The following is a 17,848-nucleotide window of genomic DNA, read 5'->3' as shown; positions in this document are numbered from 1 at the left end:
CGTGCTTTGTATAAAACAGGCAGAACACTAATTCCAAGCATGGTCATTTTCAGTCAACTAGTCTCCTTTCTCTTGCATCAAAAAACCAGCCGCCCTGCACAAACAGGTGGCTGGTTTTAGCGAATTAAACTAATAATAGTATGTGGTTCATGTTTTATATCGTCATATTTATTGACCATATCCAACACGATAGCTCCATCCTGTGTTATAGCATACACCCAGACGGCATGAGGATTTTGTTCTACATAATCCTTAAATGTAAATACTTCTGTAATTTTCGTTTGACGAAGTTGTGCACCTTGCTCTATCAGTTCATTGAGCTGATGAATATCATGCTGTGCATCGACAAGAAGCTGTCCCCCGTACTTCCGTGAGTAATTTTTAGGGTCTGTATAATGTAAAGCCGTTTGAAAAATATTGAGACGCCCTAATTCTGGAACAAAGTCTGCACAAACAAGGACATTATAGGCGTCCTGCTTTGTTGCTACAATTAGTTGATCATATGGGGTTAAATCAACATAAAACTCAGTATGCTCGCTTAAAATATCACCTGTTTCCGTCTTAATACCATTTTGTCGAGCAGCAGATAAATCTTCCCATGCACGATCCATCATCAACACATCAATTCCGTTATTTTGCAGGGACGTTGCGAGCTGTGTTGTAAATGGAGAAGCGCCTACAATCACAATACCTTTCCCAGTGGAAGCTTGTAGATCTAATTTTTTCGCAAGCCAGCCAATGCTAAAGCCATGGGCAACCACTGTCGCAAAAACAAGTGCTAATGTGAGCGCTGTTAATAATTGTGCACTTTGAAAACCTACGTCTTGTAGTGCCGTTGTAAAGTAACCTGAAACGGTTAATGCTACAATCCCTCTCGGTGCAATCCACCCAATTAAGGCCCGTTCTTCCAATGTTAAGCCCGTATTAATGGTCGCAATCCAAATCGATAACGGTCGAACAATAAACATCATTGCTAGCACGAATAGTAGCATACGCCAATCAACGATTTGCCATAACGTATCGATGGTTAAAGACGACGTCAGCATAATAAAGACATTTGAAATTAAAATAACCGAAATATTTTCTTTAAAATGCAACAGCTCATGATGACTTGTTAAATGCATATTTGCCATCACAAGCCCCATCACTGTCACAGCCAATAAGCCCGTCTCGTGCATGATGGCATCGCTTAGGGCAAAAACAAGTAAAATAGTAGCAAGTAACAGAGGTGATTTCAAAAACTCTGGAATTAAACCACGCTCCAAGCATTGCCCCATTACATAACCGACGCCCCCTCCTAACAGGGCGGCTAAAAAAGCGGAAACAAAGAAAACGGTTAGAGATGTCCCACCTTCTAAATGATATATACCCAAAACGACCTGATACGCAAATAGCGCTAACAATGCGCCAAAAGGATCTACAACGATGCCTTCCCACTTTAAGATAGCTGCTGGTCGCTCCTTCAATTTTGCTTGTCTCAATAAAGGCAAAATAACGGTTGGACCTGTCACAATAAATAATCCACCAATGACAAAAGAGACTGGCCATGATAGCCCTCCAACAAAATGCGCGGCAGTAGAGCCTGCAATCCAAGCGATGGCTGCCCCTACTGTGGAAATACGCAATATGGACTTCTTAAAGCCACGTATTTCTCGAAAATCAAGGCTTAAACTTCCTTCAAATAATATAACGGCAACTGCCAGAGAAATAATGGTATGAAAAATAGGGCCAAATGTCTCTTTTGGAGACACTAACCCTGTAAACGGACCAATAATTAGCCCAGCGATACTCATAATGACAATGGCAGGCATGCGAAAACGCCATGCTAACCACTGTGAAAACAAACCGATAAAAATAATAAAAGGTAACTGAAATAGTAAATTGTCAAACATATGTACCACCTACAATATCCTAGGATGAATGTATATTCCCTCATTTTAGAAGGACTAAACCTGTTACCTTACATTATGTACGTATTGTGCCAAAATTATCACTTTACCTCATCATGATCATGAACGTAATCACATTATAAAGCGCTGGTGCAACCAAAGCGAAAGCGAAACACACCACTGCAGCCCATTTTGTGTTCTTAATACCACGATCATCACCTGTCTTTAGATGATGAAAATAAGTTAATGTGAAATAAAAGCATAAAATCATAAACAAGGGGAAAATGAGTTGTTGAGCAAAGCCATGTAGAAATGTAGCCACTGAAGAAACCTCCTATTATATCCTCTTTATATAAATATTGTAATATACTAATTCTATTTCTACCATAAAAAAGCAGGATCCTCCACTCTGATCCTGCTCCTAATTATTTAGATGAATCTTTTTAACAATGATTCATATAGACCCACCATTAACAATCCAATTAATATTGGAATGAGGGATGTAAAACTGAAATAAAAGCCTACATCCTGATATTGTCCCGTAAAGTGAAATTGTAGCCAAGACACCTCATATGTTTCTCCTACCCCATATAAGAAAATAGTGGTAAATAAAAATAATGCCAGACATTTTAGTCCTTGCGCTTTTTTCATAGTATCACCTCATTGTACAACGGTCATTTGTTGCGCATAGCTTAAAAGATCCTCAACTGTTAATTCTGGATTTTGCCCAACCATACTATATTGGTAGCCGTTTTCTTGCCAAGCAAGGGAACGGAAATTTTCACCATCCATAACAGTGCCTTTTTGTCCTCGAATATCTATTTCTTTTTCATTTAAAATGGGACCAATATCTGCAACACTAGCATCTGCTTTAAAAATCGTGACAAAAAAGGCTAGCTCTCCATCTAAAACATAATCGAAAGAGTATTCTGGTCGTTCCTCTATCCCTTTAACCATGGATATGTTGTCTAACGTTAGACCATTTACTTCTGGTACTAATAAAAACTTTTCAAGCTGCTGCTTTACGTCGTCCAATGAAACGGATTCAGAAGTATCCTGTCCGCTAATTTCCTGAATCGTTACATCCTTTGGTAGATCTAGTGTAAATTGTTGAGCATCTATTTTTTCACCAAAATTAATCTTAGAATATTCAGTGAGCATATGAGTCCCTGCACTATCTGTCTTCATTTTTAATGTCAGCCAAGTCTTTTTATCAATCCAAGCTTCAATATCGCCGAATAACGATTCCGTATTCTTCGTTTTTGCGACGATTTTATAGGTATCTCTACCTGCAACCTTCTCTTCTCCTGCTATCTTAATATCATGCGTATCTTTAACCATATTAAAAATAAGCTGTACCTGATCTTTAGGTGATTGCAAGCTGTCTAATTCGGGTTGTGAATAATCCATTGTGTAGGCTGTTTTTTCAGTGACATCATAGCTAATCACTTTAGCATCATTTTTGACTGTGATAACATGTTCACCATTATCGCCTGTCATTTCTATCCGTCTATTGCTATCCTTTACCCATTCCTTCACTTGAGCTTTACCACCTAGCTCTCCCATATCTAACGTATATTCGCCATAATAAGTGAGTGGCTCTTTCGATTCTTGAAGGGCTTGGTCGATAATTTCCTGAGGTGTATAAGTTGCCTCTGAATTACAGCCCACCAAGCTAAATGTCATAACAGCAATTAAGCCTGCTGCTCGGCAAGATCTTTTCCAATTCATCATTCATTTACTCCTTTATAAGGTGGTAGCCAGCAAATTACCGCTGTTCCAATGTTCTCTCTAGAAAGCAGTTCGACAGTACCCCCATGTTTTTCAATAATTTGTTTTGTAATATTTAAGCCTAGTCCTGTTCCTCGTTCACCAGCCTTTGATCTCGCATAATCTGCTTGATACATTGGCTCGAATAATTTAACAATGTCCTGTTGTGGTATGCCTCTTCCGTGATTTTGCACAATTATATACATACCTTCTTGCTTGTTTAAAGCAGACTTCAAGAAATCAAAGCCCCATTCGGGATCATTTCCAGCATTGACTGCCGCTAAGCCTATTGTTGTCCCCTTTTCCCCATAACGCCAGGCGTTGCTCAATAAATTATCAATGACACGCTGAAGTTGTTTAGGATGCACAGCATAGAGTCCATCCACGGCACAGAAGACTTTTAATGTAAATCCTTCTTCCTCACATAACGGTTCATAGTCAGACAAGGCCATGTCAAAAAATTCTTCTCCATCCACAGCAATGAGCTCTAATGTATAGTTCGTTGATTGAAGTAAGGTAAACATCATTAAATCCTCTAGCATATGCTTCATCCGATCTGCCTTCGTAACGATGACCTGCTGATATTCTGCCACCTGCTGTTCTGATAAGCCTTTATTTTGTAAAGATTCCGCATAGGCTTGGATGGCTGTAAGGGGTGTTTTCAAATCATGGGAAATACTTGCAATCATCATTTCTTTTTGCTGTTGTTCCGCTTTTAAGGAAGCCCGAGTCTTTTCAATTTCAACCTGCATCGCCTCAAATGTTTTGGCGAGTGCCCCAATCTCATCTTTTCTTACGCTTAGAGTTGATTTAACATGCTGACCTTTCGCAAAATGACGCATGTGCTGCATCAGTTCACCTAATGGCCGATTCAGTTTCCGATGAAGCAACAAGATGACAGTTAAATAAATGATAAGAAACAACAGGATCGTGCTTGCGATGACAAGCCATGAACGCTTTTCTACACCCTTTACCCAATCTGTTCGTATTAATTGAATTTCATAGATGCCAAGCAAATCACCTTTTAGATATACAGGCTCCTTGTATGTAAAGGCGTTGTATGCTTGCTGTAAATCATATAAACCATTTAACATACGCTCTTTCCCTACATAGCCCGTTAGCAAAGGGTTGGAGGAATATAAAACATAGCCAGATTTCGTATAGAGGGTAATCGCCAGCTTCTCATTGGTAAGTTCCTCTATCTCCTCAAAATCGGCATTTTTTTGATAAAGCACTGGATTGTCAACGACATCTTTTACCTGATTTAGCTCTGTCCACTTGTCAAAGTACTCCGCCACATTTTTATCTTGGTAATAAGCATTAATCCACACATAAAGGCTATAAGCTCCTACTATGGGTATGACCATTACAATAAAAAACATAATTAGTAACCACGCTTTTATTTTCATAATGGTTCACCAATAAAACGGTAGCCCTTACCCCACACAGTTTGAATGAAATTTGGGTTTTTCACAGAATCCTTGAGCTTTTCGCGCAATGCCTTGATATGCACTGTGACAGTATGAGTGTCCTCTAACGTTGCTTGCTGCCAAATATGCTGATACAGTTCTTCTTTTGTAAAGGTTTGACTCGGATTTTTAGCTAGCAGCCTAACAAGGGCAAACTCCTTTTGAGTTAATGCAATTTCTTGCTGATAAACACATACTATTTGTCGTTGCCAATCTATTGTTAAACCATTCGCATAGGCAGTATGCTCTTCTATCACGTCTTGTTTGTGGTAGCGTCGCCAGCGTCTAAGATGAGAGGCAACTCGTGCCTTTAATTCTTCTAAGCTAAATGGTTTAGCGATATAATCGTCTGCCCCCTGCAAGCCCTCCACCTTATCCGCATCTTCCTTGCGGGCACTCATCATTAGGATTGGCACATCACTCTCCCAACGGATATTTTGACAAACCGTTAACCCATCCATTTCTGGCAGCATCCAATCCACTAGCACTAAATCGAAAGGTTGCGTTTGAAAATCTTCCAGTCCCTCAAGGCCCGTAGTAGCCCATGTCACACAATAGCCCTCCTGTTCTAGCGTATCCTTCACAATGCGCCCAATCGCTGTATCATCCTCAATCAGTAGTAATTTTTCCTTCATCATTTTCCTCCTGCATTCACCTTACTACGGAAAAAACGATTTTCTCCGAACTTTACACTTTCTTTATAATTACCTTAGAGCGTATCCGCACTTTATACAAGGGGAGGAGGCTACCGATTTCATCGAAGCAGTTTTCTTCCTGCCCGGGCTATCCGCCAATTTTGTGTGGCTATCCTTCACTTTGCCGTTCCTATCCACTACTTTAACCGGGCTATCCTTCAGCTTTGCCGGTTCTATCCACTACTTTAACCGGGCTATCCGCCACTTTGCCGGTTCTATCCGCTACATCCTTCATTTTTATCCATTTAAAAAAGGAATGCACTGTGATTGTGCATTCCTTAGCGAACTAGAAAAATAAACTTAGAATATAGTAAATCAATGCTGCCATGACAGCAGAGATTGGCATCGTGATGACCCATGTTGTAACGATTTTACGTGCCATCCCCCATTTAACGCCTTTAACACGGTGTGCTGTTCCGACACCCATGATGGATGAAGAAATTACATGTGTTGTAGAAACTGGTAAATGGATTAATGTGGCACCAAAGATAATCGATGCAGAAGCTAAGTCTGCTGCTACCCCATTTACTGGGCGGATTTTCATGATTTTACCGCCAACCGTTTTGATAATTTTATAGCCTCCGACAGATGTACCAAGACCCATCGCAGTTGCTGCAGCAAAACGTACCCAGAAAGGAATATCATCTCCTTGGTGTAGGCCGCCGGCGATTAGCGCCAAGGTAATAATACCCATTGCCTTCTGCGCATCATTTGTCCCGTGTGTAAAGGATTGTAAGGCTGCTGTCCCAATTTGCATTGTACGGAAGCCTTTATTCGTTCGATATAAATTCATATCTTTGAAGATGACTTTTAATAATGTCATCATCAGGAAACCAGCTGCGAACGCTAGTAATGGTGAAAAAATAAGTGCTTGAAGAATTTTAATAAACCCAGCATAGTTCAAAATATCAAATCCTGCTGCGGCAATAGCTGCCCCTGCAACAGAACCTATTAATGTATGAGAAGAACTTGATGGAATCCCAAAATACCATGTTAATAAATTCCATGTAATGGCAGATAATAAGGCTGCTAAAATCACAACAGAACCTGTAATATCGCCATCATAGGCATTTAAAGAAAATGGGTCCACAATATCTTTTGTTAGGGCTTTGGCTACCCCAACGAATGTAATCGCTCCGACGAAGTTCATTACTGCTGCCATATAAACCGCAGTACGTGGCTTTAAGGCACGGGTCGATACAGAGGTAGCAATCGCATTGGCTGTATCATGGAAGCCGTTAATAAAGTCGAACACAAGTGCGAAAATAACGACTAATATGGTGATTAATAAGATCGTATCCATTTCGTACACTCCATCTTATGCATTACGCATAATTATTGTTTCAATTGTGTTTGCTACTGTTTGACAGCTGTCCGCAATGTCTTCAAATTGCTCATAAATATCCTTGAAAACAATCAAACGCATTGGGTCTTTTTCTTGGATGAATAATTGCTTCATCGAAGAACGGAAAATTTCATCACATTCACGTTCATTATCCTTAATTTGAATAGCATGTTTACGCATTTCCACAAGCTTTTTACTATTTAACAGTTCCATGGCTTGTACCATTTCATCCGTGCTTTTCGCAATATATGTGAGGAATTGACGCATTGGCTCTGTTACTTCTGTTAGGTTGTACATATTGAAGTGCGCAATACAGCCTTCCATTCCATCAATCACATCATCTAATTTATTGGCTAATGCTAAAATATCTTCACGCTCAATTGGCGTCATAAAGGATTTATTCAGCATAACGATTAGCTCATGGATTAATTTATCGCCACTTGTTTCGTATTGCTTCATTGTATCTGCAATTTCTTTTAGCGCATCTATATCTTGAATACGGGCATTATGAGCATAATAGATACCCTCATTCACGTTTTTCGCGATTTTTAATAGTGACTGAAAAAATGGATCTTGCTTATTTGAGTTGAACATCCTGTTCCTCCTGTTGAAAAAATATTGTCAATTTCTGAACCATCATAACAAAACATTTACACAATTCTACAAAATTTTAAACACTAAGATGTTGATTTTACAAAACTGTAATATAAAATTTGCCACATTTATTTTTAAGCTATTTCGCAAGTTGTAAACGTTGGAAATCAAATATTAAAAATCACTATTTTTTCTTTAAAAATGACCATTTTTTCTTTTATTTTTATAAAAATACTTGAAATAAACTTTTTTCTGCTTATTTGTTTGTCTTGTGAAATGTTAAGGAATTGTAAACGAAATTTACATGAAAATGCTGGAATTTCATTGTTATTTTTTGACTTCCGCAGTACGCTATGTTAAAACGCAATGAGGAAAGATGGGAGCATATTTATGGATATTGATTTACTTTCACTCACAATATTATTACTACTTGCTTTTATCGCATCTTTTTTAAATGCGATTGTTGGAGGTGGTGGGCTCATCTCCTTACCTGCATTAATGGCTGTTGGTTTACCTCCAAGTACAGCCATTGCCACAAATAAACTGGCCAATACCATTAGTAATGGTACAAGTATGCTAACTTTTTTACGTGCAGGTAAAGTTGATATCAAGAAAATCGGAAAAATCCTCCCCTTTATCTTTGTAGGGTCTTTACTCGGTGCCTTTACTGTCCATCTTGTGTCCCCTGCTATTTTAAAACCACTTATGCTTGTTATGCTCGTCCTTGTAGCTGCTTATACAATGTTTAAAAAAGATTGGGGACAGCAATATCAAGAGCGTGTACTTAGTACAGCCAAACATTTAGCCTATATAGGTGCATTTGCGGCTATTGGTTTTTACGATGGCTTTTTTGGACCAGGTACGGGTTCATTTTTTATTTTTATTCTATTAATGATGGGTTATGATTTTCTCCAAGCTGCTGGTAATGCGAAAGCTTTTAATTTCACCTCAAATTTAGCGGCATTAATCATGTTTTTAGTTTTAGGAGAAGTTCATTTTCTCTATGGTTTTTCGATGGGCTTTGTCATGATCTTTGGGGCAATCCTTGGATCCAAATTTGCGCTGAAGCGTGGAACGAGCATGATGCGTGTCATCTTTATTGTCATGACATGTTTATTGATTTTGAAAAATGCCTGGGATTATTTCTTTCATTGAGACCGCCAATTTTCAGTCAATTGACAAAAAATATTAGCGTGCTATAATACTTTTGGGCTTCACCGCATTGAAGCGCAGAAGTATTTATTAGGAGGATTCACATGTTTCGAATAGAAGCAAAGAGTAACCCTCGATTTCTTGAGGCAAGCTTTATCACTATTTTAATTATCGCCATAATGGCTTATAGTATTGGCTATTTAAAGGCTACGCCGCATATCCCGATTTTTCTTGTGATTGCCCTTTTACTGGCTTATGGATTACTGAAAAAAGTACCCTTTCGCGATCTTGAGGGTGGTATGATTGCTGGTGCTAGCGCTGGACTTGGCGCCGTTTTTATTTTCTTTTTTATTGGCATTTTAATTTCCAGCTGGATTATGGGTGGAACGATCCCAACCCTTATCTATTATGGCTTTTTAACTGTGTCGCCAAACTTTTTCTTTGCTATCGTGTTTTTAATTTGTAGTATCGTTGGTATTTCAATTGGAAGCTCTCTGACAACTGTAGCAACGGTTGGTGTAGCATTTATGGGCATTGCCGGAGCTATGGATATCTCGCTAACCATTACAGCTGGAGCGATTGTTTCTGGGGCCTTCTTTGGTGATAAAATGTCTCCATTATCCGATACAACCAATCTTGCTTCTGGTACAGTTGGTGTAGACCTTTTTGAGCATATTAAAAATATGGGCTGGACAACCATCCCTGCTTTTCTTATCTCCTTTGTGCTCTATGCTATTATCTCCCCAACAGGAGCTGCTACATCCTTTGAGACAGTGGAGCAATTTAAAGGGGGTTTACTGTCTACAGGACTTATTCATTGGTATACATTATTGCCAATTGTTGTTCTCGTAATCATGACTTTTTACAAGGCACCTGCAGTCATTACATTGGCTGTTGTGTCCATTATTGGAGTAGGTCTTGGCTCTTTACTTGACCCAGTTCCCGCTTCAGATGTCTTCAAAATTCTGTTTGATGGCTATGTCTCTCAAACTGGTAATAAAGAGGTAGATGCCTTGCTCACTCGTGGTGGGATGAATAGTATGCTATTTACAATCGCGCTTGTCTTACTTGCCTTAACAATGGGTGGCCTTTTATTCACACTAGGCATTATTCAAAGCATTTTAGCGAAGGTCGAAAGCTTATTTAAAAGTGCTGGTTCTGTTATTACAGGCGCTGCCATCACCGGCATCGGTGTTAATACATTGATCGGTGAACAGTACTTATCCATTCTATTAACTGGTGAGGCCTTTAAGGCACAATTTGCAAAGGTTGGGCTTGCACCAAAAAACCTTTCACGCGTCATGGAGGATGCAGGTACGGTTGTCAACCCTCTTGTGCCTTGGAGTGTTTGTGGTATTTTTATCGCAAGTGTTCTAGGTATTTCCACACTGGATTACCTACCATTCACCTTCTTCTGTTTACTTGGACCAATTCTTACGATCTTGTTTGGCTGGAGTGGCAAAACATTAACAAAGCTTTAACCATAGCAAAAGGTAGCTGAAAAAACACCAGCTACCTTTTTATTTTACTCAAAATTTTTATGGAAACACCATTTCTTACTACCTTGACTATGTGTTGTATAAAATAATTTTAATCCCTTATCGGATCGGAAATTTGATAGCGTGTAAAGCTAGCTGTTGGAGAGAAAGCTATCATTCCAATTTGGAATCAAAATTCATGATTTTTCGCATTTCTGTTGGATGACCTCCTTTGCTATGCTCTACTAAAGGAGATGAAATAGGATGACAACAAAAACAAAATGGAATGCTCATTTATATGATGAAAAGCATGATTTCGTGTCAAAATTGGGTACAAGCTTAGTCGATCTACTAGCGCCGCAAAAAAATGAACATATTTTAGATGTGGGTTGTGGTACAGGAGATTTGGCTAATGACATATCAGCACTTGGAGCTTCTGTGCTCGGAGTAGATGCGTCGGCTACAATGATTTTAGCTGCTCAGCAAAAATATCCTGCCATTAACTTTCAAACGATGGAAGCTACAGCGATGCACTTTTCTCAGCAATTTGATGCCGTTTTCTCCAATGCCGCACTTCATTGGATGAAGGAACCTGATGTAGTTATTGAAAATGTCTATGGTGCACTGAAGAACGGTGGACGCTTTGTTGCTGAAATGGGTGGACAAGGCAATATTGCATCTATCATTTGGGCTCTGCAAAAAAGTATGGAAACTTTACAATTTCCCTATATCGACCACTATTTCCCTTGGTATTTTCCAAGCGTCGAGGAATATCAATCAAAATTAGAAAAGGCAGGCTTTCAGGTCGAGAATATCACACTCTATAAACGCCCTACACCACTTCAAGGGCAGGATGGGCTTCGCAACTGGTTGGTCATGTTTAGTGAAAATCTTCTACAGCACTTAAAGGCTGATGAGAAAGAGCAGGTTTATGCGACATGTGAGGAATTATTAAAGCCAACTTGTTTCCAACAGAATGAATGGGTCATTGATTATTATCGTCTGCGCTTTATTGCTCGTAAAAAATAGATTACAAAAGGTTACTATTCTGTTGTAGTAACCTTTTTTCAATGCTAAGAGCGAGGCAGCAATATTACAATGACGCCTATTAAGCATATCCCTGCGCCAATAAAGTCTAAATGATCGGGCTTTTTGCCATCAATGCCCCACCCCCATAAAATAGATAACACGATGAATACCCCACCATAGGCTGCATAAACTCTGCCAAAGGTAGGGAAGGACTGGAATGTTGCAACAACACCGTACAGAGCAAGTGCAATACCGCCAATAATGCCCCAATAAAATGGTTTACCCTCTCGTAACCAAAGCCAAATTAAATAGCCCCCACCTATTTCACCAATTCCTGCAAGAATAAATAATAATATAGCGATCATACTGTATCTCTCTTTCTCATTTTCACTCTATTATACATGTCTTACATACTCCAATATGTAATGGTGTCCGTTATTCCGATTAAAATTAATAGGATACCTGCTGTTAGTTGAATAGCTCTTCCCATCTTCATGCTTTTTCGTAGGATAATACGCTTGGCATCAAAGACATAGATCAACAGAAGCATGATGATGAGCGGTACAGCGGTCGCTACGCCAAAAATACTAGGTAGAAGCAACCCATAGGAAGTGCTTGCCACAAGGGGCATTAACCATACAAAAAATAGAACAAACATAGTGGGACAAAAGGCAATAGAAAAACTAGCGCCCATTAAGAACGAGCCAAATTTCCCCTCTTTTACTACAGGCGGCAGCAGCGATGTTAAACGTTGTAGAAAGGTTAATTTGAATAAACCGATTAGCACCAGCCCTGTTAGCAGCATCATCGGCCCAATAGCCTGACGAAAGATTGGAAAATAAACGGTCATCTTTGTTTCAAATGATTGCCCAAAAAGCCAAGCACAAAAGCCAAGCACACTAAAAACAAACACTTTCCCCACTATAAAAAACATAATTTCTTGCCAATTACTGCTCTTTTGAAGTGTTCGATTGCCGTAAAATGTAATGGCACTCATATTACCTGTTAACTGACATGGAGCAAAGGCGCCTATCAAGCCAAGAAGAATGGCCATCATCAGTGCAGAATGCTCATAGCCCTGTACAAATTGCGTAAGCGGTTCACTAATAAACTGACTAATGGTGGACAATATACTATACATCTAAACACCCTCTATCTATTATTTATACTAAAATAGTATAAAGGAACATTATGAATAAACAGTGCAGAAAACGGCTTTACCCATACACGCTATTACACGCTACTAAAAAATCATCATAATCAGCCGAGACATACTTTGTAAGCAAGTAAGTATCCGATACAATATGAGAAAATTCTTTTACTGAATAGCTATGTAGAAGATTTTGCTGACAATCTGGTTCAATTACACTCTTAGGCAGCAAGGCAATACCAAGACCATGCTTGACGAAATGCTTGATTACCTCTGTTTGATTAATATGCATTGTTTGATGGCTAGTAAATTGCTGTAGCACCTGTTGTACTTCCTGCCAATAGGGCGCATATTCATGTGTGAAAAGCGTTTCCTGCTGTAAAAGGGTGAAAGCATCATATTCCTTTTTAGCAATAGGAGCAATTAAATGCAATGGTTCTTGTGCGAGCATCACTGTGTGAAGCTCACGAGTTGAGGTTAATTTGGATAAGCCAATATCGATTACATCAGTAAATACCGCTTCCCCAATTTCATTGGATTTTAAAAGTTCTATCACTACCTGAGTAGAGGGCTTTCGATGCTGGAATGCTGTGATAATAGCTGGTAATGTTGAATTCGCTATTTGCGGAGCAACGCCAATCGTAAGCTTAGCGGTGTAGCCTTTTACGAAGGAATCCATTTGTTGTAGCCCTTCATCTAAAGCGGACAGGATTTTTTGTGCCTGCAGACGAAAATAAGCACCCTGCTGATTTAACGTCACCTGTTTGCTCTGTCGATCAAATAATGGGGTTTGCAATGCCATTTCTAAATGCTGGATATGCTTCGTTACAGTCGATTGTGTAATAAATCGTTTTTCAGCTGTTTCTCGAAAGTTTTCAGTTTGTGCTGCCACTATAAATGTGCGTAGCCACTCTGTCTCCATCGCCATCCCTCTTTCGTTTTCAACTAGTATAACGAAAAATTTGTAAGTCTTGAAACCTTTTTTCAACATAAGCGTATGTATAGCTAACGATGTCAGTAGGAGGAATGAAAGATGTCTTTTTTTCATAAAGCATTAGCAAGTATTGGTATAGGTTCAGCGACAGTGGATACAAGATTGGAGAAGGATACTTATCGTGCTGGAGAGGTCATGCAGGGTGAAATCATTGTGCGTGGCGGTCAAGTTGAGCAACAGGTCGACACGATTTACCTATCCGTCAATACGACCTATATCCGTGAGTCGAATGATCACAAACATACAGAGGTTGCCGCACTGCAGAAGGTCAAAGTAACAGAGCCTTTCACACTGGGCGCCGGCGAGGAAAAAATCTTCCCTATTTCATTAACATTGCCATTTGAAACACCGATTAGTGCAGGTAAAACACAGGTATGGATTCAAACTGGTCTTGATATTAAAAATGCGGTCGATCCGAGTGATAAGGATTATATTCGTGTCGAGCCAACAGCACTAGCAGGTCATATATTAGATGCGATTCGTGGATTAGGTTTCCGTTTACGTGAAGCTGAATGTGAACAAGCTCCTTCACGCTTCCGCGGCTACTATCCATTTGTCCAGGAATTTGAATTTGTACCCACTGGACAATATAGAGGCCATTTAGATGAGCTTGAATTAGTTTTCCTTTCTCAATCCAACCATTCTGCAGAGATTTTCATGCAAATTGATCGCAAAGTAAAAGGCATTGGTAGCTTTTTTGCTGAAGCATTAGATATGGATGAAAGCTATGTTCGCACAACGGTTACGATGCATGACCTACCGACACTACAAGCAAAGCTTCAGCAAATCATTTCAAAACATGCCTAATGAACTAAAAAGTAGTTGAAGCCTAACTTCAGCTACTTTTTTTATGATCAAATAGGAGGGCGAAAAAGATGTGATGAAAGCAGCATTATTTGATTTAGACGGAACATTATTAAATAGAGATGCATCTATCGAATTCTTCATTGAGCAGCAATATGAGCGATTAAAGTCGGTATTAGGTAGTATTTCAAAAGAACAGTATATAACTCGCTTTATCCAACTAGATAAGCGAGGCTACGTTTGGAAGGATTGCGTCTACCAGCAATTAGTAGAAGAATTTCATCTTGTTCATATTACGTGGGAAGAACTTCTTCAAGATTACCTAAACGAATTTAAATATAGCTGTGTCCCTTTTCCTAACCTTATCCCTATGCTAGAACAATTGAAAAGGGATCAGTTGGCTTTAGGCATGATTACGAATGGCTATGGGCATTTTCAGATGGACAATATAAAGGCATTAGCAATTGAACATTATTTTGATGTCATTTTAGTTTCGGAATGGGCAGGAATGAAAAAACCCGATCCTCAACTGTTTTTAAATGCCATCGAAAAGCTGAATGTCCTTCCTCATGAATGTGTTTTTATCGGCGACCATCCTGTGAATGATGTCAAAGGTGCTCAACATGTGGGAATGAAGGGCATTTGGAAAAAAGATAAACAATGGCAACATGTTCAAGCGGATGCCATCGTGGAGGATTTATTAGAAATACCGATATTCATTGACTCTTTCAGCCCATCATGCTAAAAACCCATCTACCAATAAGTAGATGGGTTTTTGTTCTATCTTATTTCACAGCTTGCTTTACTTTTTCCAGCACTTCTTCAGCTGTCGCTAGCTGTAATGCCTCTGTTGCTAAAGTCTGCATCTCTGGGACAGATAATTGCTTTAGCAAGGCCCTCGTTTTTAAAATAGACGTAGCACTCATAGAGAACTCATCTAAGCCTAGGCCTAGCAATAGTGGAACAGCATGCTCATCGCCAGCCATTTCTCCACACATTCCTACCCATTTCTGTTCTTGATGGGCAGCTTTAATGACCATTTGAATTAAACGTAATATGGCTGGGTTATATGGTTGATATAAATAAGAAACTTTTTCATTCATCCGATCTGCCGCCATTGTATATTGAATTAAATCATTTGTACCGATGGAGAAGAAATCCACTTCTTTGGCAAAAATATCTGCCATTACGGCTGTCGAGGGAATTTCAACCATCATCCCGACCTCGATGGAAGAGCCTACTGCAACCCCTCCAGCTATCAGCTTTTCCTTTTCCTCAAGCAAAATGGCTTTAGCCGCACGGAATTCTTGAATGGTCGCTATCATAGGGAACATAATTTTTAAGTTTCCGTAGACAGATGCTCGCAGTAGTGCTCGCAATTGTGTGCGGAATAACTCCTGCTGGTCAAGACATAGACGAATGGCACGGTGACCAAGGAATGGATTCATTTCTTCTTGCAAAGGTAAATATGGCAGGTGCTTGTCGCCACCAATATCGAGTGTTCGAATAACAACTGGCTTGCCCTTCATTCCTTCCAAGACTGTTTTATACGCTGTAAATTGTTCTTCCTCAGAGGGTAAATTTTCTCTGCCCATATATAAAAACTCTGTTCGATATAAGCCAATTCCCTCTGCTCCATGACGCAATACACCATCCAAATCATTTGGCGATCCAATATTAGCCGCTAGCTCAACATGCACGCCATCTTTAGAAACGGTTTGCTCATTCACTAAAGTAGACCATTCCGCCTGCTGTACACGATATTTTTGTGCCTTTTCCTGATAGTCTGCAATCACATCGGCACTTGGATTCACTAGGACTTGACCCGTCAAACCGTCAACAATTATAGTATCGCCATCCTGAATTGTTGTCGTAGCAACCCCTGCCCCTACGACTGCTGGGATTTCTAAGCTACGAGCCATGATGGCCGAATGGGATGTACGCCCACCAATATCGGTAATAAAACCGAGAACATAGTTGCGATCTAATTGGGCTGTCTCTGAAGGTGTCAAATCATTCGCTACGATAATTACCTGTTCGTTAATATTGCTTGGATTTGGAATATGTACTCCGAGTAAATGTGCTAATATGCGATTTGTCACATCTTTAATATCTGATGCACGGGCACTCATGTATTCGTCATCCATACCTTCAAATAATGCCACAAACATAGAGGTTACTTCATGCAATGCATACTCCGCATTTACCGCTTCGTCGGCAATTTTTTGATTGATAGGCCCAATTAATTCGGGATCATGAACCACTAATAAATGTGCCTCAAAAATTGCGGCTTCTTCTGCACTAAATTTTTCTAATGTTTGCTGTCGAATGACAATCAGTTCTTGCTCTGCTTTGGCAAGAGCGGCTGCTAAACGTTTCTGCTCTGCCTCGATATCATGAACAGTTGTTTTAGCGAATGATAAATCTGGTTGGACGAAACGATATGCTTTCGCAATGGCAATGCCGTCTGAAGCGGCAATACCAGTGAGTCGTGTCATTGTGCAAGCCCCATTTCCGTGATGAGTGTCGTTAGTGCTGCTAATGCTTGCTCTTCGTCTTCCCCCTCTACAACAAGTGTAAATTGTGAACCTTGCTTTAAGGCTAATCCCATCACACCTAAGATTGATTTCAAGTTAGCTGCTTTTTCTTCTGTACGTATTTCTATAGATGAAGCAAATGGTGTTGCTTTTGCCACAAGCTGGCTCGCTGGTCGTGCATGAATACCTAAAGGATCGACTACTGTAAATTGTTGTGTTTTCATAATTTATTCTCCTCTTCTTGTAAGTCTGTTAAAACCATTACATTTGGATGTTTCGATAAAGCAGTTGCAGGTACGTCTTCTGTATAATCAGATGCCAGTAAACGCTCTAACACCTCACGCTTAGCTTCTCCCACTGCGAGTAACAAAATGCATTTTGCCCGCATAATCGATTGAATACCCATCGTGTATGCCTGTGTTGGCACTTCGTCAATGGATGAAAAGAAACGCGCGTTAGCTTGACGAGTAGATTCTTCGAGTGTTACAAGATGTGTTAAAGAAGCAAATGACGTACCAGGCTCATTGAAGCCGATATGACCATTTTGACCGATACCAAGCAGTTGGAAATCTAAGGGATATTGTTGCAGTAATCCTTCATAGCGAGCTGTTTCTACTAAAGGATCTACTGCTAATCCATCTGGTAAATACGATGCTAAAAATGGTTTTTGGTTAAATAAATGTTTGTTCATATAATAGGCGTAGCTTTGCTGATGAGTTGCCTCAAGCCCAACATACTCATCCAAATTAAAGCTAATACAATGTGAAAAATCAATATCTGTTTTACAGATTTTAGCATATAGTGGTTCCATTGTTCCACCAGTAGCTAACCCGAACGTTGTGGCGCCATTATTTTTGGCTTCAACGATGGTCGCTACTGCATGTGAATATAAATCATCCATTGAGGAAAATCTTTTTACTTTCACCACATATCCTCCTTTGT

The 17,848-nt window shown here is 39.6% G+C and carries 19 protein-coding genes; 5 read left to right on the top strand and 14 right to left on the bottom strand.

Going from position 1 to position 17,848, the window contains the following annotated elements; translation table 11 throughout:
- Positions 1-116: 116 nt before the first annotated feature.
- The 8 genes from MKY76_RS09335 to MKY76_RS09300 all read right to left on the bottom strand — a co-directional run bounded on the left by MKY76_RS09335 (position 117) and on the right by MKY76_RS09300 (position 7,762).
- Complete coding sequence (locus MKY76_RS09335) at positions 117-1,892, bottom strand: sodium:proton antiporter (protein WP_342557699.1); 1,776 nt, start codon at positions 1,890-1,892, stop codon at positions 117-119.
- 103 nt (positions 1,893-1,995) lie between these two features.
- The gene (locus MKY76_RS09330) at positions 1,996-2,211 is read right to left on the bottom strand and encodes a hypothetical protein (RefSeq protein ID WP_103117869.1); all 216 of its coding nucleotides are present in this window, start codon (positions 2,209-2,211) and stop codon (positions 1,996-1,998) included.
- A 107-nt stretch (positions 2,212-2,318) separates the two neighbouring features.
- A complete protein-coding gene (locus MKY76_RS09325) occupies positions 2,319-2,540 on the bottom strand; it encodes a hypothetical protein (protein ID WP_004229062.1) in 222 nt (73 codons plus the stop codon).
- A gap of 9 nt (positions 2,541-2,549) precedes the next feature.
- Complete coding sequence (locus MKY76_RS09320) at positions 2,550-3,623, bottom strand: sigma-E factor regulatory protein RseB domain-containing protein (RefSeq protein ID WP_269898685.1); 1,074 nt, start codon at positions 3,621-3,623, stop codon at positions 2,550-2,552.
- Positions 3,620-5,068 carry a HAMP domain-containing sensor histidine kinase gene (locus tag MKY76_RS09315; RefSeq protein WP_054550907.1) on the bottom strand — a complete coding sequence of 483 codons (1,449 nt, stop codon included), beginning with the start codon at positions 5,066-5,068 and terminating at the stop codon, positions 3,620-3,622. Before MKY76_RS09315 ends, MKY76_RS09320 begins: the two co-directional genes overlap by 4 nt.
- Positions 5,065-5,763: a response regulator transcription factor gene (locus MKY76_RS09310; RefSeq protein WP_054550906.1), complete on the bottom strand. Its 699-nt coding sequence runs from the start codon at positions 5,761-5,763 to the stop codon at positions 5,065-5,067. Before MKY76_RS09310 ends, MKY76_RS09315 begins: the two co-directional genes overlap by 4 nt.
- A 346-nt stretch (positions 5,764-6,109) precedes the next feature.
- Complete coding sequence (locus tag MKY76_RS09305; protein WP_004229076.1) at positions 6,110-7,126, bottom strand: inorganic phosphate transporter; 1,017 nt, start codon at positions 7,124-7,126, stop codon at positions 6,110-6,112.
- A gap of 15 nt (positions 7,127-7,141) precedes the next feature.
- Positions 7,142-7,762 (bottom strand): DUF47 family protein, encoded by a 621-nt coding sequence (locus tag MKY76_RS09300; RefSeq protein WP_004229078.1) that lies wholly within the window; start codon positions 7,760-7,762, stop codon positions 7,142-7,144.
- A gap of 390 nt (positions 7,763-8,152) precedes the next feature.
- On the opposite strand from MKY76_RS09300, the gene MKY76_RS09295 reads away from it, so the two are divergent.
- From MKY76_RS09295 to MKY76_RS09285, 3 genes are all read left to right on the top strand, one after another.
- A complete protein-coding gene (locus MKY76_RS09295; RefSeq protein ID WP_066037452.1) occupies positions 8,153-8,917 on the top strand; it encodes a TSUP family transporter in 765 nt (254 codons plus the stop codon).
- 101 nt (positions 8,918-9,018) lie between these two features.
- Entirely contained in the window at positions 9,019-10,395 is a 1,377-nt protein-coding gene (gene nhaC, locus MKY76_RS09290) for a Na+/H+ antiporter NhaC (RefSeq protein WP_131519862.1), read from the top strand.
- Positions 10,396-10,656: 261 nt separating this feature from the next.
- A complete protein-coding gene (locus MKY76_RS09285; protein WP_131519861.1) occupies positions 10,657-11,421 on the top strand; it encodes a class I SAM-dependent methyltransferase in 765 nt (254 codons plus the stop codon).
- 44 nt (positions 11,422-11,465) lie between these two features.
- Here MKY76_RS09285 and MKY76_RS09280 read toward each other — a convergent pair whose 3' ends face one another.
- The 3 genes from MKY76_RS09280 to MKY76_RS09270 form a co-directional block, all read right to left on the bottom strand.
- A complete protein-coding gene (locus MKY76_RS09280; protein WP_004229297.1) occupies positions 11,466-11,786 on the bottom strand; it encodes a YnfA family protein in 321 nt (106 codons plus the stop codon).
- Positions 11,787-11,827: 41 nt separating this feature from the next.
- Positions 11,828-12,562, bottom strand: a complete 735-nt coding sequence (locus tag MKY76_RS09275) for a sulfite exporter TauE/SafE family protein (protein ID WP_131519860.1) — start codon at positions 12,560-12,562, stop codon at positions 11,828-11,830.
- A gap of 76 nt (positions 12,563-12,638) precedes the next feature.
- Entirely contained in the window at positions 12,639-13,493 is an 855-nt protein-coding gene (locus MKY76_RS09270) for a LysR family transcriptional regulator (RefSeq protein WP_131519859.1), read from the bottom strand.
- A 111-nt stretch (positions 13,494-13,604) separates the two neighbouring features.
- On the opposite strand from MKY76_RS09270, the gene MKY76_RS09265 reads away from it, so the two are divergent.
- The gene (locus MKY76_RS09265) at positions 13,605-14,372 is read left to right on the top strand and encodes a sporulation protein (protein WP_054550900.1); all 768 of its coding nucleotides are present in this window, start codon (positions 13,605-13,607) and stop codon (positions 14,370-14,372) included.
- A 70-nt stretch (positions 14,373-14,442) separates the two neighbouring features.
- Positions 14,443-15,114 carry an HAD family hydrolase gene (locus MKY76_RS09260; protein WP_342557698.1) on the top strand — a complete coding sequence of 224 codons (672 nt, stop codon included), beginning with the start codon at positions 14,443-14,445 and terminating at the stop codon, positions 15,112-15,114.
- 40 nt (positions 15,115-15,154) lie between these two features.
- Here the strand turns inward: MKY76_RS09260 and ptsP are convergent, their stop codons facing one another.
- From ptsP to MKY76_RS09245, 3 genes are read right to left on the bottom strand one after another with little or no spacing between them, the layout of a single operon-like run.
- Positions 15,155-16,867, bottom strand: a complete 1,713-nt coding sequence (gene ptsP / locus MKY76_RS09255) for a phosphoenolpyruvate--protein phosphotransferase (RefSeq protein WP_342557697.1) — start codon at positions 16,865-16,867, stop codon at positions 15,155-15,157.
- Positions 16,864-17,130 carry an HPr family phosphocarrier protein gene (locus MKY76_RS09250; RefSeq protein WP_004229305.1) on the bottom strand — a complete coding sequence of 89 codons (267 nt, stop codon included), beginning with the start codon at positions 17,128-17,130 and terminating at the stop codon, positions 16,864-16,866. The genes ptsP and MKY76_RS09250 overlap by 4 nt, the downstream gene beginning before the upstream one ends.
- Positions 17,127-17,831: a glucosamine-6-phosphate deaminase gene (locus MKY76_RS09245; RefSeq protein WP_103117861.1), complete on the bottom strand. Its 705-nt coding sequence runs from the start codon at positions 17,829-17,831 to the stop codon at positions 17,127-17,129. The genes MKY76_RS09250 and MKY76_RS09245 overlap by 4 nt, the downstream gene beginning before the upstream one ends.
- Between the last annotated feature and the right edge of the window lie 17 nt (positions 17,832-17,848).

This window comes from Lysinibacillus sp. FSL P4-0201, assembly GCF_038593425.1.
In the GTDB taxonomy this organism is placed as follows: Bacteria; Bacillota; Bacilli; order Bacillales_A; family Planococcaceae; genus Lysinibacillus; species Lysinibacillus capsici.
This window is presented reverse-complemented; position numbering and strand designations above follow the sequence as displayed.